Here is a 26,372-nt window from a genome sequence, read left to right as displayed (position 1 = left end):
CAGTTGTTGCTGTGTGAACGCGACCAGACTGTCATTGCCAGCCGTTCACACCCAGTACATAAAATGTCCGCGGCGTCGGCGTCGAACGGTGATCGGCCCGCCTTGCCATGATTTGTCGCCGTTGTGGCTAATGTGCGACACCGAAGTCTTTAACGCCTATCGACACCGCTGGTGGGACATGTCACAGCGAAGGCGCACGTTCATCAGTAGTGTTGGTACCGCAACCGCAATCGGGTTAGCCGGCTGCCTCGGTGGCGATGGCGGCGACGGCAGCGGCGGCGACACCGACAGCGATGGCGGGGACGGTGGCGACGGTGACAGCGGTCCGGCTGCTCGTATCGGAATGGTGTACGCGACGGGCGGGCTCGGTGACGGATCGTTCAACGATCAGGCTCAGACCGGCGCTATCCGGGCAGCAGACGAGCTAAACATCGAATACGATGAGTCGCAGCCGGAAGCGGTACAGGACTTCGGCAGCCTCCAGCAACAGTATGCGCAGTCCTCGAACCCGAACTACGACCTCATCTGCTGTATCGGCTTCCTGCAGGCGGACGCCCTCACCGAGAACGCTGAACAGTACCCCGAGCAGGACTTCATGATCGTTGACTCCGTCGTTGACGCGGACAACGTCGGCTCGTACGTGTTCGGTGAGCATCAGGGCTCGTTCCTCATCGGGCTGATGGCCGCGAAGCTGACCAGTCAGGACTTCTCGGCTGGAGCCGGCTCCACGCAGAGTGACTCCGCGAGCGTCGGCTTCGTCGGCGGCGTCGAGGGTGACCTCATCGGTCGCTTCGAAGCCGGCTACAAAGCCGGCGTCAAGCACGCAGAGGAGGACGTCGACATCCAGTCAGCCTACGTCGGCGACTTCAACGATCCCTCCGGCGGGCAGGAGGCGGCCCTCTCGATGTACGAATCCGGTGCGGACATTGTCTACCATGCGGCCGGCAACACCGGAACTGGCGTGTTCCGTGCGGCTCAGGAGGCCGGGCGCTTCGCAGTCGGCGTCGACCGTGACCAGTCGGTCACGAAAGAGAACTTCAGCGATATTATCCTCGCGAGCATGGTCAAACGGGTCGATAACGCCGTCTACACTGCCGTTGAGTCGACAACGAATGACAACTTTGAGGGCGGCACTGTGAACACCCTCGGCCTCGAACAGAACGGCGTTGAAGCGGTGTACGGTCAGCAGCTCGGTTCGGAAATCCCACAGAGCGTCAAAGACGAGGTGTCCGAAGTCCGCCAGAGCATCATCGGCGGCGACATCAGCGTGCCGACTGACCCCGACAACGCCTGAGGCGAATTGCTGGATCGATTTACCGGCACATTCCGGCTTTGCGGTCGGAACGATCCGGACAAAATCTACAACAGAGTCACCGCGGCCACACACGTAATTGCCGCATATTTTTGGCAGACATGTGGAACCGTGAAGTTAAAACAACGGGAAGGTAACGGCTCAGAGTATGGAACAGGCCGTCCACCTCGATGGTATTACAAAGCGGTTTCCGGGGGTAGTCGCGAATGACGATGTCGATCTGGCGGTCGAGAAGGGGACGGTTCACGCACTGCTCGGCGAGAACGGTGCGGGCAAAACCACCCTGATGAACGTCCTCTACGGGCTCTACCAGCCCACCGAGGGGACGGTCAACGTGCACGGCGAGACACAGCAGTTCGACTCGCCGCGCGACGCCATCGACGAAGGTGTCGGCATGATCCACCAGCACTTCATGCTGGTCGATCCGATGACCGTCACCGAGAACATCACGCTTGGGAACGAGCCCCGCAAGTGGCTTGGACTCACAGTTGACAGCGAACAGTCCCGAAAACAGGTCCGTGAACTCTCCGAACGGTATGGGTTCGACGTGGACCCCGACGCCCGCATCGAAGATGTCGGTGTCGGTGTCCAGCAGCGCGTCGAAATCCTCAAAGCGCTCTACCGTGGCGCAGATGTCCTGATTCTTGACGAACCGACGGCAGTACTCACACCACAGGAAGTCGAAGACCTCTTTCGCGTGCTGGAAGAGCTGACCGACCAGGGCAAGACGATTATCTTCATCACGCACAAGCTCGGCGAGGCGATGGAGGCTGCTGATGAAATCACTGTCCTGCGCGAGGGGAAAAACGTCGGGACCGTGCCGGCCGGCGACATCACTCGGGAAGAACTGGCCGAGATGATGGTCGGTCGGGAAGTCCTGCTGGACCTCGACCGGGACCCAGCCGAGCCGGGCCGGTCTATCCTTGAGGTTTCGGACCTCGTTGTGGAGGACGACCGGGGCGTCCGCGCAGTTGACGGGATTTCGCTTGACGTCCGGGCCGGCGAGGTACTCGGCATCGCCGGCGTCGATGGGAACGGCCAGTCGGAACTGGTCGAGGCGATTACCGGGCTCCAGATGCCCGACGAGGGAACGATCATGTACGACGACGTTGACCGGACCACCGACAGCCGCCGGGAACGAATCGAGTCCGGGCTCGCCTACATCCCGGAAGACCGACAGGAGCGTGGACTGGTGATGGACTTTAATCTCGTCGAGAACGGCCTGCTGGGGAGCCAGCACGCGGCCGACTACACTTCGAACGGGCGCATCGACTGGAATCACACGCGCGACCACGCGGAAGAAATTATCGAAGAGTACGACGTTCGGCCACCGGATGCCAACGCCCACGCCAAGTCCCTTTCCGGCGGGAACCAGCAGAAGTTCGTCGTCGGTCGGGAGTTCGCGCGGGACCCGCGTCTCGTCGTTGCCTCCCACCCCACTCGCGGTGTGGACGTGGGGTCGATGGAGTTCATCCATGACCAGATCAACGCGCTCCGAGAGGCGGGCCGGGCCGTGTTGCTCATCTCCTCAAATCTTGATGAGGTCCAGTCGCTTTCCGACCGCCTCGCTGTCGTCTACGAGGGAGAGATTGTCGATATCGTGGATCCAGAGCGTGTGACCGAAGAACAGCTCGGGCTGTTGATGGCCGGGCAGCAACCTGACGCCGTCCCGACCATCGCGGCGAACGGGGAGGGCGATCAATGAGCGATAGCGGCCCGTCGCGGAACGGCGACGACCCGCCGACATCGGACTCAAACGACCGGTGGTCACAGTACCGACAGCGCCTCATCAGGCTGGGCCAGACCTCAGTCGGCGAGCGGATTCTCATCGCTGTCTCGGCGCTGTTGCTCTCTCTCGTTGTCGGGACGGTTATCGTCACTGCCGCGGGGCTGATGGCGACGTGTCGGTCGCCGGTGCTCACCTTCGGTTCCACGACGCTGTGTTACGACCCGTTCTACGTGTTCAACCGGCTGTTCCTCGGCGCACTGGGCGATCCCTTTGCCGGCAGCTGGTCGCCGCTGAACGCGCAGTTCGCGGCGACGCTACGCGAGACGACGATACTGGTGTTTACCGGCCTTTCGGTAGCCTTAGCGTTCCGTGCGGGCATCTTCAACATCGGGACGCAGGGCCAGCTTATCATCGGCGCACTGGCAGCCGCACTGACAGTGCTGTGGGCCGGCTCGCTGGTCTCTGGGACGATCGCGCTCATCCTGTTTATTCCGCTCGGGCTGCTTGCTGGCGCAATCGGCGGCGGCCTCTACGGTGCGATACCCGGCGCTCTGAAAGCCTACGCCGACGCGAACGAGGTCATTACAACTATCATGCTCAATTTCGTCGCTGTTCGGGTAACGCTGTATCTCGTCCGAAACCACTTCGCCGACCCGACGAGCCAGGCGACACAGACCCCGACCCTGCCCGTCGAGGGACAGTTCCCATCGATCCTGTTCGACCCGCGGACGGACTTCTCGTTGCTCGCACTCCTGATAGCACTCGCATTCGTCGGCGGCGTCTACTACCTGCTCGAACACACGGCCTTCGGCTACGACCTGCGGACCGCCGGTATCCAGCCCGCGGCCGCGGAGTACGGCGGCGTCGACTCCGCCCGGACTATCCTGACCTCGCTCACGCTGTCGGGCGCACTGGGCGGCATCGGCGGGGCCGTATTCGTGATGATGACCCTCGGAAAGTTCCAGACTGGCATTCCGAGCTACGGCTTCGACGGGATCACCGTCTCTATCCTTGCCGGCAACAATCCGATCGGGGCCGTCTTCGCCGCGCTGCTCTTTGGCGTCCTCAAGTCCGGCTCGAACGTGGTGGCGTTTGCGACCAATGTGCCGCCACAGCTCGTCGGCGTCCTCCGTGGACTGATAATCCTGTTCGTCGCGATGCCGGAATTCTTCCGTATCATCGGCCGGCGGCTCGCGACGCGTGAGCCAGACAGTCCGGCCGCCGCGACCGCGGGAGGTGGTGCTGATGACTAACGACAGCGCTATCGATCGACTTCGCTCGGCTTCAAGTCGGGTCCTCATCGCCGCCGCAGCGTTCCTCACACTGGCTGTGCTTGCCGGATTCGGACTCTTTGCGCCGGCGTCGACGCCCGGGCAGATATTCTGGGTGCTGGCCTCGAAATCGACGCTGTCCTCGACACTGCGGCTCTCGGTTCCGATCGTGCTGGCCGCGCTGGGTGGCATCTTCGCCGAGAAGAGCGGTATCATCAACATCGGGCTCGAGGGGCTGCTCATCATCTCAGCCTTCGCAGCCATCTTCGGAGCCGACGCCACCGGTTCGCTGTGGCTCGGGTTCCTCGTCGGCATCGTCGCGTCGACGCTCCTCGCGGGCGTATTCGCCGTCGTCTGCATCGAGTTCCGCGCTGATCAGATTATCGCCGGGCTGGCCGTCTGGCTCATTGCACTCGGACTCGCGCCGTTCGCCTCGCAGGTGTTCTACGGTGGGCCAAACACCAGTAGCGTCGGTACTTTCGACACGATCACGGTCCCGACGCTGGCCGAGATTCCGTTCTTCGGCGCACTGTTCGACGCCTCGCCCGCCGTCTACATTATGTTCCTCGCCGTGGCGGCGTCGTGGTACGTCCTGAACCGAACCACGTTCGGCCGCTGGGTCCGGGCCGCCGGCGAGAACCCGAAAGCGCTCGACACCGCCGGTGTCGACGTGTCTCGCGTCCGATACGCCGCCGTGCTCCTCTCCGGCGTCCTCTCGGGGATGGGCGGGGCCGCGCTGGCGATCAACATTGGCCAGTTCACCGGCAACGGCCCGACGATGGTCAACGGCAAGGGGTTCATCGCCATCGTCGCATATCTGTTCGGCAACTACAACCCGGTCGGCGCATTGCTGTCGACCACGCTGTTTGCCGGCCTTGATGCCGTCCAGTTGCGTCTTCAGACGGCCGATGTCATCGCTGTCCCCGATTCGCTGGTCCAGACCATTCCGTTCGTCGCCGTCATCGTCGTGCTCGCTCTGGTGGGCAAGACGCGGCTGCCCGAAGCCGCCGGTGACCACTACGAGTCTGGCGAGGAATGAACTAGGAACAATCTTTTCTGGGCTTGTTTCTGCCCGCAGTAGTGGATCAAATTTGAACAGCCAGAAAGCCCCGGTTGCTGAACTCGGGGGCGGTTCGAAAGACGCAAAGCGTCTTTCGTCATCACGAGAGAGCTTCGCTCTCTCGAACGACAGCGAGGCGCGGGAGCCGAGACAGCAGGGGCTTTCTGGCTGTACACAGGAGCAGTCCAATCGGGACCAGCCGCCTTCCCTAGCCGAACACTGATGTGCGCGGCAAGCACAGGACGAGATAGTAAATGTCGCGCCGATATGACCACGCTCGGGTTCAGGAGTACTGGCAGCAGGCCTGGGAGCGGGAGGACGTTTTCGAGTGCCCGACCGACGCTGCGGATCCGACGTACGTGCTGGGAATGTTTCCCTACACCTCCGGCTCGTTGCATATGGGGCACATCAGAAATTACGCCATTACGGACGCGTATGCTCGGTACCGGCGGATGGCCGGCGACGATGTCCTTCACCCGATGGGGTGGGACGCGTTCGGCCTGCCGGCGGAGAACGCGGCCTACAAACGGGACACTGACCCAGAATCCTGGACCCGGACGTGTATCGACCAGATGGAAGATGATCTCCAGGAGATGGGCTTTGGCTACGACTGGTCCCGGGAAATCACTACCTGTGACCCAGAATACTACCAGTGGAACCAGTGGCTGTTCACCCAGTTCTACGACGAGGGGCTGGTCGACTACGGCGCGGCGACGGTGAACTGGTGTCCGGACTGTGAGACAGTGCTTGCTGACGCGCAGGTCGAAACGCCGCCGGAAGCCGACGAAGGCGGGACGACCGCCAGCACCGGCCACAGCCACACCCAGGGCGGCGGCGTCTGCTGGCGCTGTGGAACAGCTGTCGAGCAGCGCGACCTCGACCAGTGGTTTTTCGCCATCACCGACTACGCCGAGGAGCTGTATCACGGGCTGGACGACCTCGAGGGGTGGCCCGACGGCGTTCGGGACAGTCAGCGTAACTGGATTGGTCGACAAGAGGGCGCGCGCGTCGCTTTCTCAGTCAGCCACGACGACCACGACACCGTTGAGGCGTTCACGACGCGACTCGACACGGTGTACGGCGCGACGTATCTGGCGCTGTCGCCGGGCCACGACCTCGCACGTGCGCTGGCAGACGAAGACGACGATGTCGCCGAGTACGTGGATTCGGTGGCGAGCACGGACGACGCCGGGATGAGCGGTGTCGAGACGGACCTCACTGCAACCCACCCCTACACCGGCGAGGAACTGCCGGTGTACGTCGCGGCCTACGTCCTTGACGATGTGGGCACGGGCGCGGTCATGGGCGTGCCGGCCCACAACGAGCAGGACCACGCCTTCGCCGACGAACACGACCTGCCCGTCAAGCAGGCCGTCGAACCGGTCGACGGCAGCGGGACGGATCTGCCACACGCGCCCTACACCGGTGACGGGATGCTCACGAACAGCGGCGAGTACGACGGCCTCGCCAGTTCCGCCGCCCGCGAGCGCCTACGCGAGGACGAGGCCACCGAGTCCGCGGTGACCTATCGCCTGCGGGACTGGCTCATCTCCCGCCAGCGCTACTGGGGGACGCCGATTCCCATCGTCCACTGCGACGACTGCGGCCACGTCCCGGTTCCGGAAGAAGACCTCCCGGTGGAACTGCCCGATTACGTCCAGACGACGGGGAACCCGCTCGACGCGGCCGACGAGTGGAAGCAGACGACCTGCCCTGACTGCGGGGCCGACGCGGTGCGGGAGACGGACACGATGGATACCTTCGTCGACTCCTCGTGGTACTTTCTCAGATACCTGTCTCCACACTTCGAAGATGCTCCCTTCGACCAGGAAACTGCCGACGAGTGGCTCCCGGTCGACGTGTACGTCGGCGGCGAGGAACACGCTGTCCTCCACCTCCTTTATATCCGCTTCTTCACCCGCGCCCTGTCGGATATCGGTCTGCTCGACCGCGAGGAGCCGGTCGAGCGGCTCATCAATCAGGGGACGGTGCTCCACAGCGGCGAGAAGATGTCCAAATCGAAGGGCAACGACATCGCGCCCCACGAGTACGGGGCCGAGACGACGCGGCTGTTCGTCCTCTCGGCGGCCCATCCCTCGCAGGACTTCGAGTGGACCGTGAAGGACGTCTCGACGGCCTACGACTTCCAGCAGACGCTGTATCGCCTTGTCACGGAATACACTGACCGAACGGAGACCAGGACTGAGAGCACCGACCACGACGCGTATCTGGAGCGGGAAATTGACCGGACCATCGTAGCGGTCACCGAGGAGTACGACCGCTTTCGCTTCCATCGCGTCATCGGCGAGATACAGCGCTTTGCCCGGCTACTTGGGCGCTACGCGGGCTACGACCGCCCGTACCAGTTCGCCTACAGCCGGGGCCTGCGGGTGCTCGCCGGCTTAGTCGCGCCTATCGCGCCGTTTCTCGCCGAGGAGATGTGGCAACTGCTCGACGAGGACGGTCTCGTCGCCGAGAGTCGGTGGCCGGAACCGCTCCGGGACGTGGACGACTACCGCATCGAGCGGCAGGTCGTTCGGCGAACGATCGACGACGTGCGCGAGATCACGGAGGTCGTCGACATCGACGAACCGAACGAGATCGAACTCGTCGTCGCCGCCGACTGGAAGTACCGGGCCTACGAGATCGCCCGCGAGTCCGACCCCGACGACGCCATCGTCGGTGAAATCATGGCTGACGAAGCGATCAAACAGCACGGCGACACAGCCGCCGATTTCGCCGACCGGTTGGCCGACCGCGGGGCGGGACTCGAACCAATTATCGACGGCGAGCGCGAACTCGACACGCTCCAGCAGGCCGCGTGGCTGTTCGAAGACGAGTTCGCCTGTGACGTCGTTGTCCGGCGGGCCACGCCCGACGACGACCTCGCAGCCAAAGCGCGACCGAACAAGCCCGCGATTCACATCTCCTGACTACTCGGTCGCGGCTGCTGCCCCCTCTTGGGCGGCCTCGTGGGCATCAGTCACCGCATCGACCAGTTTCTCCCGCTGCTCGTGGTGTATCAGGTGCGAACGACAGTCACAATCAGAACAGCCGAAGGCGTCGATACCCTCGAACCCCGCCGCTGTCGGCCCGTCGATCTGCTTGGCGACGGCGCATTCGATATCGGCCTCGGTTGTGACGACCCGGTCGACGGTCGTCGCCACGTCACCGAGCAGGTAGTCGATGTGCCAGTGCCGGGTGTCGTTGTCGCCGGCAGCGACTGCGCGGTGGCGGTCGATGCGGCCGAAGCCGCCGCTACCCAGCGCGCTCCCGGTGTAGGCGTACCAGCCTGCCGGGAACGTGATTTCACCAAGCGCCCCGACTGCAATCGGCCCGCTGGTGCCCCGTTCGAGAACCAGCGTGTAGGTTCCGCCAGGCATGCGCCCCCTCAGGTCCCGACATCCGGGTCGGCGGCAAGTTCGCCGAACCCATCGATACGGAACGCTCGGGAGTCGGTGCAGTCCTCATTCTCGGCGGCGAGTTCGCCGATGACCCAGTTGAACTGGCGGTCGAACCCGTCGTAAGGCGCGTCCGCGAGCAGGCCGGTGACGCGGTCGCTCGTCAGGTCCTCGTCGTACTCCTCGGCGAAGTCGGCGATGTTCTCGGCGGCCGTCTGTGCGATTTTGTCGTCGGTCTCGTCTGCGAACGCCGCAGTGAGGGCGTTGGTCAGTTCGGACATACACGACATAACGCGACGATGCCACGTATGCGTTCTGAAACGGAGGGCTGTCCGAGCGTTTCTTGTGTCGAGAGCGACAATATCGGCACGATGAAGCCGCTGCGACAAAGCCCGACCGTGGTCACGCTGGCCGTCATCGTTGCTGTGTTCCTCGCACAGCAGGCCGCCGGCGTCGTGACCGCCCCGCGGAGCCTGTTCGCCCTCTCCCCGCCGCTGTTCAGTCGCCCTTGGACGCTTATCACCAGCGTGTACGCACATGCTGGCCTGTCGCATCTCCTCGCAAACGCTGTCGGATTGGCGCTCGCCGGCGTCGTCCTCGAACGCCGGACGTCGCCGCTCCGATTCCACACCTTCTTCGTCTCGACCGGCGCGCTCGCCGGCGTCTCGCAGGTTTCGATTACCAGCCTTGTCGGCCCGCATGTTCCCGGGATGGTCAGCCACGTCTCCGTCCTCGGGGCCAGCGGCGCGGTGTTTGCGCTCTTTGGATATCTGCTCGCCGCAAACCGTTTGACGGACACTGTCATCGGCGGGTTCGAACTCGCACCGCGTGTTCAGTTGGCACTGGCTGGCGTTGTCGCCGCGGCGATCACGCTCGCCACCGCGAACCCCGGCGTCGCGCTCATCGCACACTTCACCGGCCTCTTGCTTGGGTTCCTCGCCGGGCGCGTCCACCTGCTGCGGCCGACGGACTCGCCACAGACTCCCGAGGCCCCGAACTACTGAACCTGGCCGCTTCCGTTTTCGGCCGATTCACCACATTGAACGACTGGTTGCGTCGCTGCTGCGGGACGACGGTGAAGACGTGGTTCCACCCTGTAGGAGCCTGGTAACAATATGTATTGAGTGCGTAGCTCGATGTATGTGGAAAAGTGACACAGAAACGGCCGACCCACCGCTCGGGAAGTGTCCAGCCTGTGACGTGACGATTCCCGCAGCGAACCTCGTCATTGCGTACGACAGGGCCGGCGACTGGCCGCGGATGCTCGCCGCGTGCCCGGATTGTGAGGACGCCGTGAATCCAGTGTAATTCCTGTCACAAAATGACAGTACCTGTGGACATGAATACACATAGACACGCTGGCGCAGTCGTCTATCTGTGTAGTGACCACCGATTAGGTGCGGTATACTGTTGGTTTGATTAATGATACCGAGGCCAGACAGGGGGAGTGAGGGTGGGGTCATCGAGCAGCGATAGTCCTCCGCTACCCCACCAGGGCGACACCGACAGATTTCGACTGGCGGACCCCAGTCGATATCTCAACGCACTTGCGTTCGCCGCCCGCGGGGTCTGGACCGTGACACTCGTCAGTGTCCGACCGTTTGCGTTCTGGGGTGCGGTATTGCTGCCGTTGCTGTATCTCCCATCGCTCTACGGCATCGGTACGGGGCAGGATACGTCGCTGGTCATCGAACTCGTTGCCTGGCACGTGGCTTCTATCGTCCTCGGCCACGGGTACACGCCGTTCTGGAGTCGATAGCGCGGCAATACTCTCGCTACCACTCTACGGCTGTCAACCGCCGCCCCGCTCCACCTGAAACAATGGGGGTGTGGTGACGATTCACGCTCTCGCCATCAGCCGACAAAAACCTGATCGTCAAGCCTCTCGGTGGCGGTTTCTGCCAATTTCTTGAGGTTCACCGTATCCTCACGGTTGTATGATACCAGTGTTTCGAGTGCACCATCTCTGCCCTGCTCGTGTTCCCGCCAGAGTCGCACCGCGTCTTGGCCCGAGATGTCTGGCCGGTCCCGCTCGATACCGATGTCCTGCTCGACCTGTTTGAGCCCGCCGGAGAGTCCGATCTTCTTGCAGGTGTACATCAGGTCCAGATGCGGGCGGTTGAGGTCGACGTCGAAGTTCGCTTCGAGGAAGGGCACGTCGAAGCGCTTGCCGTTGAACGTCACCAGCAAGTCCGCACCGTCGAACGCGGCCCGAAGGTTCTCGGCAGTCAGGTCGTCACCGGCGATGAGTGTCTGTGTTTCCCCGTCCTGATGGAGGCTCACTGTCGTCACCTGATTGTGGTCTTGGTCGAGCCCGGTCGTCTCAATGTCGAAGAAACAGGCCCGCTCGCGGAAGGTCTCGTACAGCCGCCAGCGCTCGCTGCTGGGAAACGCATGGTCGAAGTAGGTAACGTCGGTCTCGGCCACCCGCTCGCGCCCCTCGTCGATGAACTGCTGGATCCGGTCGCCGCGCTGGCCGCCGACGACGGACGGTTCGAATTCGTCCCAGTGGGTGACGCCCTGCTCCCAGATGGACTGCTCGGTCTTTTCCCCGACGCCGTCGGTACCGATGAAACTGTTCTCGACGCGCACGCTCTCGGGTACAGGTTGGGCTGTATGTAAGCCCGTCGGTGCGCGTGACAGACGACCGGTACGTCATGTTCCACCCGTCCTAATGTCCACACATCGGAAGGATGCTGTCGTACACTGATTGACTTTCCACGGAGACGACGACTGTGCTATCGCAGCTATCACACACTGATTGGGGCCGGTCGAACGTCCGCTCACAGAACGGACAGACGAACCGTATCGGGTCCGGGGTTTCGGATAGGGTCATGGCTTCGCAAGGAGTCCCGTATATGAGTAGCCACTCACTATGTGTATGCTACGCCCCCGAGTCTGTTGCTACCTGTATAGTTGTCCTTGGTGCGTTGCTGACGAACGAAAGCCCGAAGCCGAGCGACGCCGCAGAGTCGTCCATGACGACGTTTCTGCTCGCCACAAGCTCGGTTCACGTCACCGCGGCCGCCGCTGACTACCTCCAGCACCGGCTCGACCCGGCAGGTGATGACGACATTGTCGTGGTCGCCGTCCGCGACCCCGATGCCCCATCACGTGACGCGGGTGACGCCGTCAACGTCGCCCGCTCGCGGCTCGCGCCGTTTATGCCCGCAACGGAGACACGGGAAGGCGAGCCCGTGACGGAAATACTGGCGGCTGTCGCCGAGCACGACCCGGACGAACTCCTCATCGGCCCACATCGCGGTTCCGACGATAGTGACGGTGTCGGGTCGACGGCCCGAAACCTCCTCGCCCGCGTTGACCGCCCCGTCATCGTCCTCCCGCTTCCCTAGCGGGAGAACAGGCTGTCGTCCTCGAAGGTCAGACCGAGGTCGATATCGAGCAGGTCCTCGGCCAGTGCGGCGACAGTCGGGGCAACATCGGTATCCGGGTCCGTCACAAGAGGTCTATGCGCACTCGGCTCGATGTGTGGGACCGTATGTGCTGCATCCTCGACGGATTCGTCGGTATCGCCGTGCACGCGGGTGGCAACAATGGCTGATGCCGGCGCTCCGATGTCACGGAGTCGGCCCTGCTGTCGCGGAAGCAGGTCGCTACCGCGCTGGCTGGCCGGCACCACGAGCGCCCGCCGCTGTGCGGTTGTTGCAGCGGCGACGGCCTGATTCGACGCGATTGGTGGCACATCGAGCAGGACGTGGTCGAACCGGTCGGCTAGCTCCTCGATAGCCTGTTCGAGCGTCTGTGCGTTCTCGGCTGACTTCGCGCGAGCGAGGCGCTCGAACGGCGCGTGGGTCGGACAGAGCGCGACCCGCCCGTCGGCGTCGATACTCCACTCGAACAGCGCGTCGTCGACCGGAACGTCGCCGACGGCCACCGCAGTCACGTCGGCGTCAAGTCGCCCATCGACGTATGTTGCCAGCCCCTGTGTGCCAAAGGCTGCGTCGACGACAGCGACGGACCGTCCACCCCGGGCCAGCGTCGCCGCCGTCTCGACTGTCAATCTTGTCGTTCCAGCCCCACCGGTACACCCGACGAACGCGAGCGTCGAAACCCCCATGCGTCGCTGTTGGCGTATCTTTCGATAAAAAGATGCGGAATTTTACGCTTGCTCGGCGACGATATCCGACTCGATGTCGTCCAGTTCGTCATCGGAGAGGTCAGGGCGGTCATTGACCAGCACGTGAACCGGGCGGCCGCCGTCGTCCTCGAACCGCGGGATAATGTGGCCATGGACGTGGGGGACCTCCTGACCGGCCACTTCGCCATTGTTGAACGCGACCGTGCTGGCGGGGGCGTCGACGGCCGCCTCGATGGCGGGGACGAGTTCGTGCAGGGTCGACATGACCGCACTCGCCACATCGGCGGGCGTGTCGTTCAACCGCTCGTGGTGGTCCTTCGGGATAACGAGCGTATGTCCCGGCGAAAGGGGATTGGCGTCCAGAAACGCCAGCACGGTGTCGTCCTCGTAGACGGTGCGGCCGGGGATGTCGCCGGCAACGATCTGACAGAAAATGCAGTCCTCGCTCATAGTCGTCCCTGCGTCCGGCGGTCACAAGAAGGTTCTAGGTGTCGGCGACGCGCGCGACCGTCTCAGCGATGGCGTCGACGTACCCCCCGTAGTCGTAGCCCAGCCGCGAGAGCCAGACTTCCTGATACGACGGGTGGAGCAGCGGGACCACGGGCACGCACAGAGCCTCGCTTTGCCGCGGGTCGAGCACGCTGTCGAGGAAGCTGTCAAGGCTGTTGTCGTCCAGCGCCAGTACCGTCTTCGTCGCGTGTTTTCCAGTCGTCACGACCGCCGCCGGCTCGACCGTCTCGACCTCTCTGACGAGGTAGGGCCGGCAGTTCGCCAGCTCCGTCTCGGTCGGGTCGCGGTTCCCTGGCGGATGGCACTTCACCGCGTTGGTGTAGTAGCAGTCGTCGTGGCCGAACCCGGCGTCGGCGAGCACTGCCCGGATTTTCCGCCCGGATCGCCGCGAGGTGTAGGCCATGCCGGTCAGGTTGCCACCCTGCCAGTGCTCGGCCTCGGGGTCCCCCTCGGCAGGGGCTTCGCCAACGACGACGAGGTCGGCTGACAGCGGGCCGTTGCCCCACGAGATACAGGTCCGACTGTCGGCGAGTTCGGGGCAGCGCCGACAGCCCTCAGCGAGGGCGTTTCGCTTCGCTCCATCGGGGAACTTTGGCACATGCGACGTGAGGGCTGTGCGTGGCAAATCGGTGGCGGTCAGCGCATGCGCCGCCCCGGAGCCCAAGACATTTGCTGGTGGCCGCTGTCACGACGCCTGTATGCCCTCCTACGAATACAAGACGCTCGATATCGACACCGGGATGTTCGGAAGCAGTAGCGTCCCGACAGACGAACTGAACGACCTCGGCGCGGACGGCTGGGAAGTTGTCGCACCGATAACCGAAAACAGCGGGCAGACAGCCGGGTTACTGCTCCAGCGCGAGCGCTGACCAGCGCCACATTGGGGCCGTACCGTCCGAACGGCACACACATAACCGATTGTCCTTTATTGGAGGCGGCGAATGTGCCGGTATGGAACGTTTCGCCGCTGTCGACGACCAGTACAACCCCGACGCCGTCGAGGACGGCGTCTTCGAGTACTGGGACGATGTCGACGCCTACGAGCAGACGAAGGCCCACCGGGCCGACGGCGAGGACTACTTCTTCGTTGACGGGCCGCCCTACACCTCCGGCGCGGCCCACATGGGGACGACGTGGAACAAGACCCTGAAGGACTGTTACATCCGCTACCTGCGGATGCAGGGCTACAACGTCACTGACCGGCCGGGCTATGACATGCATGGCCTCCCCATCGAGACGAAAGTCGAGGAGCGCCTCGACTTCGAGAACAAGAAAGACATCGAGCAGTTCGGTGAGGAGAACTTCATCGAGGAGTGCAAAGACTTCGCCGAAGAGCAACTCGAAGGCCTCCAGACGGACTTTCAGGACTTCGGTGTCTGGATGGACTGGGACGAGCCGTACAAGACGGTCAACCCAGAGTACATGGAGGCCGCTTGGTGGGGCTTCCAGCAGGCTCACGAGCGCGACCTCGTCGAGCAGGGCCAGCGCTCCATCAACCAGTGTCCACGGTGTGAGACCGGGATCGCCAACAACGAGGTCGAGTACCATGACGTGGGCAAGCCGTCGATTTACGTGAAGTTCCCCTTGAGCGACACGGAGGGCAGTCTGGTCATCTGGACGACGACCCCGTGGACTATCGTCGCCAACACCTTCGTCGCCGCCGACGGCGACCTCGAATACGTGGGCGTCGACGCCGAGAAAGACGGCGACACCGAACGCCTCTATCTCGCCGAAGCCTGCGTCGAGGACGTGTTGAAGGCCGGCCGGTACGACGACTACGAGGTCGTCGAGACGCTGTCCGGCGAGGAGATGGTCGGCTGGGAGTACGACCACCCGCTGGCCGAGGAAGTGCCGGACCACGCACAGGGTGAAGGCTCCGGGCAGGTGTACACCGCCGACTACGTTGAGGCCGACCGCACTGGTCTCGTCCACTCCGCGCCTGGCCACGGTGAGGAGGACTTCGAACGCGGCCAGGAACTTGACCTCGAAATATTCTGTCCGGTCGGCTCAGACGGCGTCTACACCGATGCCGCGGGCAAGTACGCCGGCACCTTCGTCCGCGACGCCAACGATGATGTCATCGATGACCTCGACGACAAGGGCGTCCTGCTCTCCAGCGAGGAAGGCCACACCGTCCGCGAGGGGCAGTGCTGGCGCTGTGACACCGACATCGTCCGCATCGTCACCGACCAGTGGTTCATCACAGTGACCGACATCAAGGACGAACTGCTGGCGAACATCGAGGACAGCGAGTGGTACCCACAGTGGGCCCGCGACAACCGCTTCCGTGACTTCGTCGAGGACGCGCCGGACTGGAACGTCTCGCGACAGCGCTACTGGGGCATTCCGATTCCGATCTGGCTTCCTGAAGACTGGAGCGGTGACATGGACGACGCCATCGTCGTCGGCGACCGCGAGGAGCTCGCCGAGCGGGTCGAGCAAGAAATCGACCCCGAGAGCGTCGACCTGCACAAGGGCACGGTCGACGACCTCACCATCACCGAGGACGGCACGACCTACACCCGCGTCGGCGACGTGTTCGACGTGTGGCTTGACTCCTCCGTCGCGACGTGGGGGACCGTCAACTACCCCGAGCAGACCGAGGACTTCGATGAACTGTGGCCCGCCGACCTCATCATGGAGGCCCACGACCAGACCCGCGGGTGGTTCTGGTCCCAGCTGGGCATGAGTACCGCCGCAACCGGTGAAATCCCGTACAAGCAGGTGCTGATGCACGGCTACGCCAACATGCCCGACGGCCGCGGCATGTCCAAGTCGAAGGGCGTCCTCATCGACCCCCATGAGGTCATCGAGAAGCACGGCCGCGACCCGATGCGACTGTTCCTGCTGTCGGTGACCGCGCAGGGCGAGGACATGAACTTCTCGTGGGAGGAGACCGCCGAGATGCAGCGCCGGCTGAACATCCTCTGGAACGTCGCCCGGTTCCCGCTGCCGTACATGCGCGCCGACGACTTCGACCCCGAGGAAACGACGGTCGAGGACGTCCGCGACGATCTCGAACTCGTCGACGAGTGGGTGCTTTCCAGACTCCAGAGCGTGACCGAGGCGATGACCGACTCGATGGACGACTTCGAGAACGACAAAGCGGTCGACGAACTGCTCGAGTTCGTTGTCGAGGACGTCTCCCGCTTCTACATTCAGGTCGTCCGCGAGCGGATGTGGGAAGAGGAGGACAGCGCCTCGAAGCAGGCGGCCTACGCCACCCTCTACCGTGTGCTCGAATCCGTGGCCGCGCTGTTTGCCCCGTTCACGCCGTTCGTGGCCGAGCAAGTGTACGGTGCGCTCACCGGTGACGCCGGCCACCCGACGGTCCACATGTGCGACTGGCCAGAGGTCGACGCCGACCTTCACGACCCCGCGCTCGAACGCGAGATCGAGGTCGTCCGCGAGGTCGAGGAAGCGGGCTCGAACGCCCGTCAGCAGGCCGAACGTAAACTCCGCTGGCCCGTCACTCGTGTCATCGTCGATGTGGACAGCGACGACGTGGCCGATGCGGTCCGCGCTCAGGAAGCAATCATCGCCGACCGACTCAACGCCCGCGCCGTTGAGGTCGTCGGCGCTGACAACGAGTGGGGCGAACTCCAGTACTCCGCCGAGGCCGACATGAGCGAACTCGGCCCGGCCTTCGGCGATGACGCCGGCCGTGTGATGAACGCGCTCAACGAGGCCCGCGTCACCGAGCAGTCACTCGATACCCTCGAAGGCACAGTGAGCGACGCGCTCGACGAGGATATCGCCCTCACCGAGGAGATGGTGGAGTTCCGCCGCGAGACGCCCGACGGCGTCACCGGAACAGAGTTCACCGCACTCGACGGCGGCGGCGTCGTCTACGCTGACACCACGCTCACCGAGGACATCGAGAGCGAGGGGTACGCCCGCGAGGTCATCCGCCGGGTGCAGGAGATGCGCAAGGACCTCGAACTGGACATCGAGGAGCGCATTGTCGTGGATCTGGCTATCGACGACGAGCGCGTCGATTCGCTGGTCCGCGAGCACGAAGCCCTGATTAAAGAGGAGGTCCGGGCTGATGAACTCGCCGGCGTCAAGGACGGCCACCGCAAGACGTGGGACGTCGAAGGAACTGATATGGAGATTGCGATTGCGCCGTGCGAGGCCGACCAGCGAGAGGCCTCGGAACAGGCGAGCGGCGACTAAGAGGAGCCGAGAGCCGTCGCGGCTGCGGAAGCGTCGGACTAGTCCGGCACGCGACCGGCGAGCGCCCTCAGAACAGGCGATCGGCGACTAGGAGCAGTCGAGAGTATGGCGGCTGCGGAAGCGTTGGAGTACTTCCTGCGCTAGAGGCGAAACAAGGAGTGACTACAACTGGTTTGCGACGACCGGCGCGGCGCTGACCTCGCTGACGGCACGTTCGAGCGTGTCCGTCCCGTAGACGGCTTCGACGCCGGCGCTGTTGAGCTTCGTCAGGGCGTTGCTGGCGAGCATCGGATGGACGCAGGTGACGTACACCCGCCGGGCGTCGCGGTCTCCGAGGACGCCGACGGACTCGCTCATTGTCGACCCAGTGGCGATGATGTCATCGACAAGCACCACGTCCCGGTCCTCGACTGGCGCGTCGCTGGGGCTGATTTCGATGTCGCCGGTATCGTAGTCCCGATCCTTCTGGAAGAAGTCCGTCTCACCCTCGCCGTAGGCGTTCCGGACCGTCTCAGCGAGGTTGATTGCGCCTTCGTCGGGCGAGAGAAAGAGCGGGTCCCGCAGGTCCGCAGGCAGCGGGTCGGCGAGAACACTTGCCGCGTCGACGTTGGTGGCTGGGACGTCGAAGAAGTCACAGACGGCTGGTTCGTGGGGGTTCACCGTCAGCACGCGGTCGGTCCCCGTCGAGATGGCGCGGGCCATCGCCCGCGAGGACACCGGTTCGCCGGGTTTGAAGGCCTCGTCCTGGCGGGCGTAGCCCATGTACGGGATGACGGTGACGACCTCACTCGCGCCGCTTTCGCGGGCCGCGTCCTGCAACTGGAGCAACTGCAGGTGTGCGTCGCTGTCGACGGTAGACGCGACGACGACAGCACGCTCGCCGGAGAGTGCTTCGGGGACTTTGACGACGTGCTCACCGTCGGGGAACTGCTCATACTCGACCCGTCCCAGCCGCTCGCCCGTCGCTTCGGCGAGGGTCGCCGCGAACGCCTGCGTGTCTGCCCCGGGGATAATCATGTGCGGTGGGTGGCTGTCCGGGCTAAACCTCTTTTCGATTCCCCGACATCGTGGCTGACTCCCGCCTCTGACAATATATCACACCTGACACTCATAGATACGACACCTACGCGGCTTGCGTGATAATGCATATTCTGGGCCACAGCGGCATGCTTTCATAATATAATTTATAACTAGATCAGATATTTATCCCTGTTCGATTCCACAGTACGAACAGGACAGCCCCTCCACAATAATGAAGATATTACATCTGGATGACGAGCCTGATTTTGCGGATTTGACTGCCCAGTTTCTTGAACAAGAAGACGAACGGTTCGAAGTTCAAACAGCAACGAGCGGGACCGATGGTCTTGCGATTCTTCGGGCGGAGGACATCGATTGTATCGTCTCAGACTATGATATGCCGGGAATGGACGGGCTGGAGTTCCTAGCTGCAGTCCGCCAGGAGCAACCCGACCTGCCGTTCATCCTTTTCACTGGCAAAGGGAGCGAAGAGATCGCGAGTGAAGCCATTACCGCTGGTGTGACGGAGTACATCCAGAAGGAGCACGGGATCGACCAGTACGCCATCCTGGCCAATCGGATCACGAACCTCATTGAACGGTACCGGGCTGTCCAGACAATCGATCGTAGCTACAGGGCGATGAAAACCGCCAGCGAAGGCATTAGTCTCATCGATCCGGACGGGGCGTTCTCGTATGTGAACCCTGCCTTTGCGGACCTATTTGGATACGAGCAGGATGAACTGAACGGTGAACACTGGACAATCCTGTACCACGACGACGAAGCGGACCGGCTAGAGAACGACATCATCCCAGCGGTCAAAGAAAACGAGTACTGGTCGGGCGAAACCGTTCGGCTGATGAAAGGCGGAGACAGGCTCGTTACCAACCACCGTCTGGCTTACGCTGACGACGGGGTAATCGTGTGTACAGCGCGGGACATCACACCCGAACGGATGCAGTTGATGGGGCAGAGCACTCAGTTCGACGTTCTTATCGAGGCCATGGACGACCACGCCTTCTTCACCCTTGACCACGAGGGCTACGTCACTCGCTGGAACGATGGTGCCCGACAATTCACGGGTTACGATGTCGAAGAGATCCTTGGAGCGCACGTTTCGACGTTCTTTGAGGAGTCAGACATAGCGAACGGCCTCCCGGAGCAGCTCCTCGAAACAGCGAAAACAGCGGGGTCTGCCTCTCACGAAGGGCTGCAGATCCGACAGGACGGCACGCGCTGCTGGACAGACATGACGTTCTCCGCGAGTTTTGACGAGTCCGGGGCGCTCCGGGGGTACGGGATTATTTTGAAAGAAGCCGACAGACAGCAAATACCGCAGTAAGAAAGTCCGGCCGCCGGCTTATTCTGTGAAGCCGGATCAGGCGACGGCAACGCCGACAACGTCAGGGACGCCCAGCGAGCGTTGTCGCCAGCCACCCTGCCCGTCGGCTGTCGCCTCGGCCGCGGTTGCAACGAGGAAGGTTCCGTTCTCGGTGATAGCGTAGGTGTCGTCGCCGTGGGTCACGTCCATCACACGCTCGTCGACGGGGAGCGCACACGGCTCCCACGATCCGTCGGTCAGTTCGTACAGCCCGTCCACCGCGGCAGCGTGTACCTGCTCGCCGTCGCTTGCGACCGCCATGTGCCGACCCGACCGGACCTCGATCCACTCGCTGTCGGCGCTCTCGCCTTCGTAGCGGTACAGCCCGCTCTCGGTCGCGGCGTAGTCGCCGGACACGTCGGCCACATCCACTAGACCGAGCCGGTCGAGCGACGGCAGGGCGTACACGCCGTCTGCCGCGGCGAGGCGGTCGCCGTCGATGGCGCGCACGTCGTCAACGCTCCCGATATCGGTCCATTCGCCATCGTCGTAGCGGGCGACACGGCCGTCGCCGGCCGCGAGCAGTCCGTCGCCGTCGTAGCCGACGGCGGTGGCCGGCCCGAACCCAGTCGAGACGAAGCCGTCGTCAGTCAACACGAGCACGTCCTCGTCGGTGGCGACCGCGACTTCACCGCTTGCGCCGGCCACGTCACGGGCATTGCATCGCTCGCTCAGGCTGAACCGTCCGATTTGGCCACCAGCCGTCTCAACGCGGGTGACGCCCAGTCCCGACGCGACGTACGCGTGGGTCTCCGGGCGCTTCGCCCCGTACATCCGCTTCTCCGAAAGTGCGATGTCGTCGTCGCTCACCTCATATCGCCTCTTTGTACGCTTCGAGCGCATTCTCAATGTCTTCACCTGTGTGGGCATCACAGATGAATTGTGACTCGAACTGGTTCGCCGTGAGGAACACGCCCTGGTCTTTCATCGCGGGCCAGAACAGCCGCTCCCATCGCTCGGTCTCGGCCTGTGTCACGTCGTGGCCGGTCTTCGGACAGTACTCGAAGCGCGGACAGGACTCCTGTTGCTGGCAGCCAGCCTCACATTGCCCCTCGAACGAATCCGGACCATCACGGGTGAAGATGACCTTGAACATCGAATCTCGACCGACGACGGTGTACTCGGGAGCTTGGTCTTCGAGGATATCCTGCAAGCCCGCTCGAAGTCGTTCGCCGAGGTCGTTGACGTGGTCGTATACGTCGTGTTCAGCCGCATACCGCAACGTCTCCAGGCCGGCCGCCATCGTCACGGGGTGGCCGGAGAAGGTCCCGGACTGGAACACGTCGCCGGCAGGGGTGAACTGCTCGATGATCTCGCTTTTGCCGCCGATTGCCCCGACCGGGAAGCCGCCACCGACGATCTTCCCGAAGGTGGTGATATCGGGGTCGATGTCGAACGCGCCTTGGGCACACTGGAGACCGCCGACGCGGAAGCCGGTAATGACCTCGTCGAAGATCAGCAGGGAGCCGTGGTCGTCACACAGCTCCCGGAGCGTGTCGTGGTAGCCCTCGACCGGGTGGACGATGCCGTAGTTCCCGAGGATGGGTTCGGTGAGCACCGCGGCGATGTCGTCACCGTGTTCCTCGAACACCTCATGGGCGGCTTCCTCGTCGTTGAACGGGACAGTCAGCGTATGCTCGGCGAAGCTCTCGGGGATACCGGGGCTGGACGGGGCCGTGTGGTCGCCCTCGCCCTCGACCAGCGTGGACTCCTGTGCGCCGTGATAGCCGCTCTGCATCACAACGATCTTGTCCCGTCCCGTGTAGCCACGAGCTAGTCGGACCGCCGAGACCGTTGCCTCGGTCCCGCTGTTGACGAACCGGAGCATCTCGACGCTGGGGACGTGCCGGGTGACGAACTCGGCCAGTTCGACCTCGACTTCAGTGGGTGCGCCGTACATCGGCCCCTCGGCGGCGTGTTGCTGGATGGCCGACTGGACCTGTTCGGGCAGGCTGTGGCCCAGCAGCAGCGGACCATAGCCCATGACGAAGTCGATGTATCGGTTCCCGTCGGCGTCGATGACGTGCCCGCCGTCCCCCTTCTCGACGAAGAACGGATAGGGCCGCGTCGCTCGCACGGAGGAGTTGACGCCGCCCGACAGCACCGACAGGGCGCGGTCGTACAGCGCTCGTGACTGCTCGTGGTTCATACGCTGCCGTTTGACCGCTGTCAGAAAGAAACTGTTGTTACCTGGCGGTGCAATCGACTTGGTGGACGTACGTCACGGACTTACCGTTGAAATAAGTATTTCGTAAAGAGTTACTGTTATACAGTGTGTGTTCTTCTATGCAAACACGATAATGGCATCTGAACGTACTGTAATATCATGCCAAGCTGGACAAATGGGCGTCGGGACGGCGCGTGGGCGGCTGTGAGCGACTGGGTGCCGACGACGTGTATGCGGTGTGCAGTCGGCTGCGGGCACATGCACCAGGGCGCTGACGAGGGGTACGGTATCGACGCTGTTCGCGGCGACGCCGCGCATCCAGTCAGCCAGGGACTCGCCTGTGCCCGTGGTCTCCGGGAGAGCAAGGCCCCCGACGGGGAGTGGCTCACCCGGCCGATGGTCCGCAGTGACGGCGAACTCCGCCAGACCCAGTGGGACGTGGCGCTGGCCCGCGCTGTGGAGGGCCTTCAGGCCGCCCACCAGCAGGACCCTGACTCCGTCGCGATACTGGGTAGCGGCCAGCAGACAAACGAGGCCGCCTACGCGCTAGGGAAGGTCGCCCGCGGCGGCTTCGGCACGCGCAACTACGACGCCAACACGACGCTGTGCATGGCCAGCGCCGTCACCGCCTACTATCAGGCCTTCGGCAGCGACGCCCCGCCGTGTACGTACGCCGACATCAGCGATGCCGACCGCCACGTCGTCTGGGGGGCGAACCCGGCGGTCGCCCACCCCGTGCTGTTCCGCTGGGTCCAGCAGTCCGCCGATGAAGACGGTGTGGAGATCATTGTCGTTGACCCGGTCCGCTCCGAGACTGCGGAGAACTCCGAGCACCACGTCGCGCCTGCCCCAGGCAAGGACCTCGCGCTGGCCCGGGCTGTTCTCGCTCGTATCGTTGAGACGGGGCGTGTCGACCGCGAATTCGTCGACGAAGCGACCGACGGGTTCGAGGACCTGCTCGCGACGCTGCCCGATGCCGCCGATGCCGCCGCCGAGGCCGGTGTCGAGATGGCCGACGTGGACCTGCTTGCCGACGCGATGGACCAGCGGGCGCTCGTCTACTGGGGCATGGGCATCAATCAGCACGTCCAGGGGACCGAAACCGCCCGGGCGCTCATCGACCTGACGCTGGCGACTGGGAACCTCCGGCCCGGCGGGGGCCCGTTCTCGCTGACCGGCCAGGCCAACTCCATGGGGACCCGTATCTGCTCCTCGAAGGGGACCTGGCCCGGCCAGCGAGCCTTCGAGGACCCGGACCCCCGTCGCCTCGTCGCCGACCACTGGGACGTGCCGGTGGACCGCTTGCCCGACGACACCGGCCCCGGCCCGGTCGGGATGCTCGAAGATGATCCCGAGGCCGTCTGGGCTGTCGCCACAAATCCCGTCGCCGGGATGCCCGAGGCAGAGAGCGTCCGCGAGACGTTCGAAGACGCGTTCGTCGTCGCGCAGGACGCCTTCCACACCGAAACGACGGAGGTCGCCGATGTGGTCCTGCCCGCCGCGACGTGGGGGGAAAGCGACGGAACGACGACGAACATGGAGCGGACCATCTCCCGGGTTCGGTCGGCCACCGACCTACCGAGCGGGGTCAGGTCGGATCTGGAGATCATCGCCACCATCGGTTCACGGCTGTTCCCCGACCTGTTCGAAAGCACGTCGCCGGATCCGTCGGATGTCTTCGACGAGTTCACATCGCTCACTGCAGGAACGGTCGCTGACTGTTCGGGCATCACCTACGAGCGCCTCGACGAGAGCCACGCCGTCAGGTGGCCCGCGCCGGACGAGGAAAGCGCCGGCGGCTACCGCTACCATGCCGACGAATCGTGGTCGTTCCCGACGCCGTCCGGTCGGGCACAGTTCTCGACCGGCCGCCAGGGGTCGCTCCCGGAACCAACCGACAACGACTACCCGCTGACCCTGAACACCGCCCGCGAGGCCGACGGGTACAACACCGGCGTCCGATCCCGCGGCGGCGAGGCCGGCCCGCTGGTGGCTCGCATCCATCCCGAGACGGTCGCGGAACACAGCGGCCTCGTCACCGACGGGACGCTGACCGTCGAGACCCGTCGGGGCTCCGCGACGGTCGCCATCGACCGGGACGAGGGCGTCCCCCACGGGATGGTGTGGCTCCCGATTCACCACCCGGCGACGAACCGGCTGACGCTCTCGGACCGGGACCCTCAGTCCGACGAGCCGAACTTTAAGCAGTGTGCCGCCCGCCTCATTGCCCCGGAGGCCGAATTGCCGCCGGCCACGGCCGACTGAACCGATATGGGGCGCGCTTCCGACATCTCGGCAACACGCGCTTCTCCAGTACCGTTCGAATTAATCTAAATATGTCCAATTATTCCTCCATACGCTGGGCGTTCAATGGCCTTAAACAGGGGATATCCGATGATATATTTCCAGTCTATCCACTCAGGCAGATTAGAATAGCCGTTTTGTAAAGGGGTAATGTTATTTAATGACGAGTATTTTGCCTATCATGTACTGATGTGGGCACACATCCAAAATAAAATCGAATTGGTGGACAAAATTTCGGTAATGGACGTAGATAACGCGCGGTCCGTAACTGGGGTGTCGGCATGGGACTGATCAAGATGACGAAGTACCGGACGCTACTGTTGGCGACCATCGGCTTCAATTTCTCGTTCCTTATTTGGTTCTCGTTCGCGCCGTTCACCGGTCCAATGGCCGAGGAGTTCGGACTGTCGACGGCGGAGATCGGTATTCTGGCGAGCTCGGCCATCTGGATGGCGCCATTCGGCCGGATGCTCACCGGCTGGCTCTCGGATAAGTTCGGCGCGCCGGCTATCTTCGCCATCGTGCTGGCCTACGTCGGCGTGTTCTCGATCGGGAGCGCCTTCGCACAGGACTACTCCGTGTTCTTCGTGTTGCGACTCATCGTGGCGACGGCCGGCATCACGTTCGTCATCGGCATCCAGCACGTCGCCGAGTGGTTCGAGGAAGAGAATCTCGGTCTGGCTGAGGGTATTTATGCCGGCGTCGGGAACGCCGGGGCCGCCGGCGGCGCACTGATTCTCCCCCGCGTGTTCGGTTCCGGCTGGAGCGGCCCGCTGTTCTCGACCAACTGGCGAGCCGCGTTCTTCTACACCGGTATCGTCTCTATTCTCCTCGCAATCGCCTACTACACGCTCGGCGAGGCCGCGAAGACCGATGCAAAACGACAGGCGACCAAAGAGAACACCAACTTCAAAGGCTGGCTGCACACGGCCACGCGGTACGGCACTGTCGTCCTCGCCGCCGCGTACATCATGTCGTTCGGTCTGGAACTGTCGATGAACGGGTGGCTCGCTACTTACTATCGTGAGGCGTTCAATCAGGACAACCTCGTCATCGCAAGCACCTTCGCCGCGACCTTCTCGATTGCCGCGGGGCTGCTCCGGCCGTTCGGTGGCTACGGCAGCGACCTGCTGGCCCGCAAAGAAAAGAACATCCTGCCGTTCTTCAAGGGCCAGTACCGCGGACAGTGGACGTTCCTCGGGCTCTGTTTCATTGTGGTGATGATGTTCGCCATGACGCTGGCCGGCCTCTCTGGGGTGCTGTTGAACGCTGTCGTCATCGGCTTCCTCGTGGGCACGGGCTGTGCCTGGGCTGAGGGCGCTATCTTCGCGCAGGTGCCTGCGATGTTCCCCAACGACTCTGGTTCGGTTGCGGGGGTCGTCGGCGGCGTCGGCACTGTCGGTGGGATCGTCTACCCGCTGTTCTACTCCGCGCCGTGGCTGGCGAACCTCCACCTGGGGTACTCCGTAGCCGCTGTCACCATGATACCCATCGTCGTCCTGTCGGCGTGGGTGTTCCGACCGGAAATCGCCAAAATCGCGAACACGGCCGGGTTCGTCGGAAGTACGCAGGACGGCCCGACTGTCGCCTCCGGCGACGACTGACGCCTCTTACGGTCTCTCGTTTACTTCACGCGCGTTCGCTACTACAGCCGCTACGTTGCGTGTCGCGTCCGTCTGGTCCGGTTCAGCGCACGCGCGACCGACACCCCAGTTCTACGGGTCCAGCCCGATCCGGTGACCTGTCTTCGGAGAGTTTCTCCGAAAGACAACTCTGGCTCTCGACGAGTCAGTCGCTTGCCGTACTGCGGTTTCGTCCGTTCTGTCTATGTGGTGTATAACCTCTTTAAACACCTCCCAGACGGTATAATTCTGGACGGCTGTTGTCGAACTCACCCTCACTCTTTACTTCTTTAACGATTAGTGTTATAAGTCACCAAGCT

At 63.4% G+C, this 26,372-nt stretch carries 23 protein-coding genes; 14 read left to right on the top strand and 9 right to left on the bottom strand.

Features of this window, described 5'->3' with window-relative positions; translation table 11 throughout:
• Positions 1-130 precede the first annotated feature (130 nt).
• The 5 genes from RBH20_RS14830 (at position 131) to leuS (ending at position 8,305) form a co-directional block, all read left to right on the top strand.
• On the top strand, positions 131-1,294 hold the full coding sequence (locus RBH20_RS14830; protein ID WP_373567961.1) for a BMP family protein: 1,164 nt from the start codon (positions 131-133) through the stop codon (positions 1,292-1,294).
• 166 nt (positions 1,295-1,460) lie between these two features.
• On the top strand, positions 1,461-3,017 hold the full coding sequence (locus tag RBH20_RS14825) for an ABC transporter ATP-binding protein (protein ID WP_306709931.1): 1,557 nt from the start codon (positions 1,461-1,463) through the stop codon (positions 3,015-3,017).
• A complete protein-coding gene (locus tag RBH20_RS14820; protein WP_306709929.1) occupies positions 3,014-4,294 on the top strand; it encodes an ABC transporter permease in 1,281 nt (426 codons plus the stop codon). Before RBH20_RS14825 ends, RBH20_RS14820 begins: the two co-directional genes overlap by 4 nt.
• Before the next feature lie 10 nt (positions 4,295-4,304).
• On the top strand, positions 4,305-5,351 hold the full coding sequence (locus RBH20_RS14815; RefSeq protein WP_306710475.1) for an ABC transporter permease: 1,047 nt from the start codon (positions 4,305-4,307) through the stop codon (positions 5,349-5,351).
• A gap of 275 nt (positions 5,352-5,626) precedes the next feature.
• Positions 5,627-8,305: a leucine--tRNA ligase gene (gene leuS, locus RBH20_RS14810; protein ID WP_306709927.1), complete on the top strand. Its 2,679-nt coding sequence runs from the start codon at positions 5,627-5,629 to the stop codon at positions 8,303-8,305.
• Here leuS and RBH20_RS14805 read toward each other — a convergent pair whose 3' ends face one another.
• The gene (locus RBH20_RS14805; protein ID WP_306709925.1) at positions 8,306-8,755 is read right to left on the bottom strand and encodes a DUF123 domain-containing protein; all 450 of its coding nucleotides are present in this window, start codon (positions 8,753-8,755) and stop codon (positions 8,306-8,308) included. It lies immediately after the preceding gene.
• An 8-nt stretch (positions 8,756-8,763) separates the two neighbouring features.
• Positions 8,764-9,054, bottom strand: coding sequence for a hypothetical protein (locus RBH20_RS14800; protein WP_306709923.1), 291 nt, complete (start codon positions 9,052-9,054; stop codon positions 8,764-8,766).
• A gap of 90 nt (positions 9,055-9,144) precedes the next feature.
• On the opposite strand from RBH20_RS14800, the gene RBH20_RS14795 reads away from it, so the two are divergent.
• From RBH20_RS14795 to RBH20_RS14785, 3 genes are all read left to right on the top strand, one after another.
• Positions 9,145-9,777, top strand: a complete 633-nt coding sequence (locus tag RBH20_RS14795; protein ID WP_306710473.1) for a rhomboid family intramembrane serine protease — start codon at positions 9,145-9,147, stop codon at positions 9,775-9,777.
• A 136-nt stretch (positions 9,778-9,913) separates the two neighbouring features.
• Positions 9,914-10,081, top strand: a complete 168-nt coding sequence (locus tag RBH20_RS14790; protein ID WP_306709921.1) for a hypothetical protein — start codon at positions 9,914-9,916, stop codon at positions 10,079-10,081.
• Between the two features lie 145 nt (positions 10,082-10,226).
• Positions 10,227-10,532, top strand: coding sequence for a hypothetical protein (locus RBH20_RS14785; RefSeq protein WP_306709919.1), 306 nt, complete (start codon positions 10,227-10,229; stop codon positions 10,530-10,532).
• Between the two features lie 95 nt (positions 10,533-10,627).
• Here RBH20_RS14785 and RBH20_RS14780 read toward each other — a convergent pair whose 3' ends face one another.
• Complete coding sequence (locus RBH20_RS14780; RefSeq protein ID WP_306709917.1) at positions 10,628-11,365, bottom strand: ribonuclease H-like domain-containing protein; 738 nt, start codon at positions 11,363-11,365, stop codon at positions 10,628-10,630.
• A 386-nt stretch (positions 11,366-11,751) separates the two neighbouring features.
• On the opposite strand from RBH20_RS14780, the gene RBH20_RS14775 reads away from it, so the two are divergent.
• A complete protein-coding gene (locus RBH20_RS14775) occupies positions 11,752-12,126 on the top strand; it encodes a universal stress protein (RefSeq protein ID WP_306709915.1) in 375 nt (124 codons plus the stop codon).
• Here the strand turns inward: RBH20_RS14775 and RBH20_RS14770 are convergent.
• Genes RBH20_RS14770 through RBH20_RS14760 form a run of 3 tightly spaced genes read right to left on the bottom strand, consistent with a single transcriptional unit; the run spans position 12,123 to position 13,980 of the window.
• Positions 12,123-12,851 (bottom strand): ParA family protein, encoded by a 729-nt coding sequence (locus tag RBH20_RS14770; RefSeq protein ID WP_306709913.1) that lies wholly within the window; start codon positions 12,849-12,851, stop codon positions 12,123-12,125. The two genes, RBH20_RS14775 and RBH20_RS14770, sit on opposite strands and share 4 nt — an antisense overlap.
• A gap of 42 nt (positions 12,852-12,893) precedes the next feature.
• On the bottom strand, positions 12,894-13,322 hold the full coding sequence (locus tag RBH20_RS14765) for an HIT family protein (protein WP_306709911.1): 429 nt from the start codon (positions 13,320-13,322) through the stop codon (positions 12,894-12,896).
• Positions 13,323-13,356: 34 nt separating this feature from the next.
• Positions 13,357-13,980, bottom strand: coding sequence for a uracil-DNA glycosylase family protein (locus tag RBH20_RS14760; RefSeq protein ID WP_306709908.1), 624 nt, complete (start codon positions 13,978-13,980; stop codon positions 13,357-13,359).
• A gap of 100 nt (positions 13,981-14,080) precedes the next feature.
• Between RBH20_RS14760 and RBH20_RS14755 the strand changes: the two genes are divergently transcribed.
• On the top strand, positions 14,081-14,251 hold the full coding sequence (locus RBH20_RS14755) for a DUF4177 domain-containing protein (RefSeq protein WP_306709906.1): 171 nt from the start codon (positions 14,081-14,083) through the stop codon (positions 14,249-14,251).
• An 82-nt stretch (positions 14,252-14,333) separates the two neighbouring features.
• Positions 14,334-17,558, top strand: a complete 3,225-nt coding sequence (ileS, locus tag RBH20_RS14750) for an isoleucine--tRNA ligase (protein WP_306709903.1) — start codon at positions 14,334-14,336, stop codon at positions 17,556-17,558.
• 162 nt (positions 17,559-17,720) lie between these two features.
• Here the strand turns inward: ileS and prs are convergent, their stop codons facing one another.
• Complete coding sequence (gene prs / locus RBH20_RS14745; RefSeq protein ID WP_306709900.1) at positions 17,721-18,575, bottom strand: ribose-phosphate diphosphokinase; 855 nt, start codon at positions 18,573-18,575, stop codon at positions 17,721-17,723.
• 235 nt (positions 18,576-18,810) lie between these two features.
• On the opposite strand from prs, the gene RBH20_RS14740 reads away from it, so the two are divergent.
• A complete protein-coding gene (locus RBH20_RS14740; RefSeq protein WP_306709898.1) occupies positions 18,811-19,920 on the top strand; it encodes a PAS domain-containing protein in 1,110 nt (369 codons plus the stop codon).
• Between the two features lie 36 nt (positions 19,921-19,956).
• Here the strand turns inward: RBH20_RS14740 and RBH20_RS14735 are convergent, their stop codons facing one another.
• Positions 19,957-20,769 (bottom strand): hypothetical protein, encoded by an 813-nt coding sequence (locus RBH20_RS14735; RefSeq protein WP_306709896.1) that lies wholly within the window; start codon positions 20,767-20,769, stop codon positions 19,957-19,959.
• A 1-nt stretch (position 20,770) separates the two neighbouring features.
• On the bottom strand, positions 20,771-22,108 hold the full coding sequence (locus RBH20_RS14730) for a glutamate-1-semialdehyde 2,1-aminomutase (RefSeq protein ID WP_306709893.1): 1,338 nt from the start codon (positions 22,106-22,108) through the stop codon (positions 20,771-20,773).
• A 177-nt stretch (positions 22,109-22,285) separates the two neighbouring features.
• On the opposite strand from RBH20_RS14730, the gene nasA reads away from it, so the two are divergent.
• Both nasA and RBH20_RS14720 read left to right on the top strand, forming a co-directional pair.
• On the top strand, positions 22,286-24,391 hold the full coding sequence (gene nasA, locus RBH20_RS14725) for an assimilatory nitrate reductase NasA (RefSeq protein WP_306709891.1): 2,106 nt from the start codon (positions 22,286-22,288) through the stop codon (positions 24,389-24,391).
• A gap of 320 nt (positions 24,392-24,711) precedes the next feature.
• Positions 24,712-26,034, top strand: a complete 1,323-nt coding sequence (locus tag RBH20_RS14720) for an MFS transporter (protein WP_306709889.1) — start codon at positions 24,712-24,714, stop codon at positions 26,032-26,034.
• The last annotated feature ends 338 nt before the right edge of the window (positions 26,035-26,372 follow it).

Origin of the sequence: Haloarcula sp. H-GB4, from assembly GCF_030848575.1 — an archaeon.
Classification (GTDB): Archaea; Halobacteriota; Halobacteria; order Halobacteriales; family Haloarculaceae; genus Haloarcula.
This window is presented reverse-complemented; position numbering and strand designations above follow the sequence as displayed.

Bases quoted from the DNA above. Each gene is read 5' to 3' on its own strand.
- RBH20_RS14825 (WP_306709931.1), top strand. From the start codon at position 1,461: ATGGAACAGGCCGTCCACCTCGATGGTATTACAAAGCGGTTTCCGGGG.
- prs (WP_306709900.1), bottom strand. From the start codon at position 18,575: ATGATTATCCCCGGGGCAGACACGCAGGCGTTCGCGGCGACCCTCGCC.
- RBH20_RS14720 (WP_306709889.1), top strand. From the start codon at position 24,712: ATGGGACTGATCAAGATGACGAAGTACCGGACGCTACTGTTGGCGACC.
- ileS (WP_306709903.1), top strand. From the start codon at position 14,334: ATGGAACGTTTCGCCGCTGTCGACGACCAGTACAACCCCGACGCCGTC.
- RBH20_RS14765 (WP_306709911.1), bottom strand. From the start codon at position 13,322: ATGAGCGAGGACTGCATTTTCTGTCAGATCGTTGCCGGCGACATCCCC.
- leuS (WP_306709927.1), top strand. From the start codon at position 5,627: ATGTCGCGCCGATATGACCACGCTCGGGTTCAGGAGTACTGGCAGCAG.
- RBH20_RS14830 (WP_373567961.1), top strand. From the start codon at position 131: ATGTGCGACACCGAAGTCTTTAACGCCTATCGACACCGCTGGTGGGAC.
- nasA (WP_306709891.1), top strand. From the start codon at position 22,286: ATGCCAAGCTGGACAAATGGGCGTCGGGACGGCGCGTGGGCGGCTGTG.
- RBH20_RS14740 (WP_306709898.1), top strand. From the start codon at position 18,811: ATGAAGATATTACATCTGGATGACGAGCCTGATTTTGCGGATTTGACT.
- RBH20_RS14775 (WP_306709915.1), top strand. From the start codon at position 11,752: ATGACGACGTTTCTGCTCGCCACAAGCTCGGTTCACGTCACCGCGGCC.
- RBH20_RS14770 (WP_306709913.1), bottom strand. From the start codon at position 12,851: ATGGGGGTTTCGACGCTCGCGTTCGTCGGGTGTACCGGTGGGGCTGGA.
- RBH20_RS14755 (WP_306709906.1), top strand. From the start codon at position 14,081: ATGCCCTCCTACGAATACAAGACGCTCGATATCGACACCGGGATGTTC.
- RBH20_RS14795 (WP_306710473.1), top strand. From the start codon at position 9,145: ATGAAGCCGCTGCGACAAAGCCCGACCGTGGTCACGCTGGCCGTCATC.
- RBH20_RS14800 (WP_306709923.1), bottom strand. From the start codon at position 9,054: ATGTCCGAACTGACCAACGCCCTCACTGCGGCGTTCGCAGACGAGACC.
- RBH20_RS14790 (WP_306709921.1), top strand. From the start codon at position 9,914: ATGTGGAAAAGTGACACAGAAACGGCCGACCCACCGCTCGGGAAGTGT.
- RBH20_RS14820 (WP_306709929.1), top strand. From the start codon at position 3,014: ATGAGCGATAGCGGCCCGTCGCGGAACGGCGACGACCCGCCGACATCG.
- RBH20_RS14730 (WP_306709893.1), bottom strand. From the start codon at position 22,108: ATGAACCACGAGCAGTCACGAGCGCTGTACGACCGCGCCCTGTCGGTG.
- RBH20_RS14805 (WP_306709925.1), bottom strand. From the start codon at position 8,755: ATGCCTGGCGGAACCTACACGCTGGTTCTCGAACGGGGCACCAGCGGG.